General features: G+C 60.9%; 3 protein-coding genes. 2 read left to right on the plus strand and 1 reads right to left on the minus strand.

Going from position 1 to position 1,819, the window contains the following annotated elements; genetic code table 11:
* The coding region (locus AWB81_RS42580) for a FlhC family transcriptional regulator (RefSeq protein ID WP_062644559.1) at nucleotides 1-405 on the plus strand (405 nt) is incomplete at its 5' end.
* A gap of 198 nt (nucleotides 406-603) precedes the next feature.
* Nucleotides 604-1,485, plus strand: a complete 882-nt coding sequence (locus AWB81_RS42585) for a hypothetical protein (protein WP_144444381.1) — start codon at nucleotides 604-606, stop codon at nucleotides 1,483-1,485.
* Nucleotides 1,486-1,591: 106 nt separating this feature from the next.
* On the opposite strand, the gene AWB81_RS42590 is transcribed toward AWB81_RS42585, so the two are convergent.
* On the minus strand, nucleotides 1,592-1,819 hold a 228-nt coding region (locus tag AWB81_RS42590; RefSeq protein WP_062644563.1), incomplete at its 5' end, for a hypothetical protein.

Here is a 1,819-nt window from a genome sequence, read left to right on the forward strand (position 1 = left end):
ATGCTCCCGTTCTCGGAGGACTGGTATCTGACGTGGGCGCCGAACATCCATACGTCGATGTTTGCCAACGTCTATGCCTTCCTCGAAGCGAACAGCGAAGGTCTGGATCGCGTCGACCTGCTCAGCCGCGCCTACGCGCTTTATGCGGAGCACTTCGAGATGAACGGCGAGCCGTTGCAGATGGACCTGACCCGCGCCTGGACGTTTGTCCGCTTTAGGGACGCCGGGATTCTTCGGCTCGCGGGCTGCACACGCTGCCGCGGCAAGTTCGTCGCGCATGCACACGACCCATCGCACTCGATGGTGTGCGGCATTTGCCAGCCGCCGTCGCGCGCCGGCAAGACGAAGGCAGCCGCGAAAGCAGCGCTCGAGCGCGACGCCGCGCTGCAAGCACAGGCCGCCTGACCGCCTATAGAGAGATTTTCGGTCACGGCAGCTGCGCCGAGGACTTTACGGAATCGCCCCTTCGAAATCCGCCCGCCTCCCACCCAGGCTACGCAGCCTTTCATCTGAGGGAAGCTGATGGCATCCTCTTTCGTTAATTGACATAGGCGCGGCCTCGGCTTGGGAGGTCGTCCAGGGCGAAGAGGGGGCGAAAGGAGATTGGGCGTGACAGAAGCTGTAGGGCAGAAAAACGAACAATACGGGTACTCGGCGGAGCAGGTCCGCGATTTCGAAGGCCAAATCCGCAAGCTGCGCAACGAGAACGCGCGCCTTAAATTCGACCTCGGTCATCTTGCCGGGCAGCTCACCATGCCGCGTGCTCAGACGTTCGCGAACCAGGGGCTCGGCCGCCGCCTGCAGTCGATCGAGCGATGCGTCGTCAATATCTTCGCGCTCTATCCGCCGGGCCGCCGTGAATTTCTGAGCCACGACGAATGCTGCGATGTCGGCATCCAGTTTCAGGCCTTTGCCATGAACGTCTATGCGCTGTTCGATAACGTGACCTGGGTGTGCTTGCTCGAAGCCAAGCAGTCCCTTGCGCCCAAAAGTATCGGACTGTTCAAGAAAGCGTGCCGCCCCTTCATTCCGCCGAACCTTGCGGCATATCTCGACGAACCCGAAACGACCCGTTGGTTTCATGAATATGGGACGCTTTATCGCGACTCGACGGCGCACCGCATCGCGCCCTATCTCCCTTCGCGCACATATACGCCCGACGAAGGCAAGCGCTGGAAGGAACTTCAGGATGAATCGATCCGCGCCATGATGCCGCCGGACAGGATAGATCGGGGCACGGACTTCAAGGCGCAGTTCGAACTGATCGACCGGATGGAACGCGAGAAGGCAGAGCTCGGGCGCAACAGCCTCTTGATGTGTCTTTCGTTGACAGGGGAAGACGCGACGCCGCCGGTTTATCTGCACCCTCAGCTAGTGTGCGATTGGGGGCTGGCTCAGGAGACGGTGCGTCATTTCATCGCCGGCATGCGTGAAACCCATGGCTGGCAGGCCCCCTATATCCCGCCGCTGGAAGTTCGAGACTAAACAGGGCCGCCGCCTGCAATCGATCGAGCGAAGAGCGGCGTGTTACTAGCGCGGCACCGGTAACTCGACTGACGGGGCGTCGCTGCGGCCGCTGCACTCTCTTCAACTACTTGTGCTCGTCGACGGAGAAGCGCGGTGGAAAGATAATGCAGCCGGATTCGTCGCGCTCTAGCGGGACGTCGGGATTGTCGAGCAGCCTCTCGACCTGTTCGACCTCAGGCAACGGCGGCCACGGCCATGCTTTAGTCGCCCATGATGGAATCTCGGCCTGACGAACGAAGCCGAACTCCTCTGGCTCGTCCCATATCGAATCGAATGTCTCGTTGAGGATTTG

Source organism: Caballeronia arationis, assembly GCF_001544975.2.
Classification (GTDB): domain Bacteria; phylum Pseudomonadota; class Gammaproteobacteria; order Burkholderiales; family Burkholderiaceae; genus Caballeronia; species Caballeronia arationis.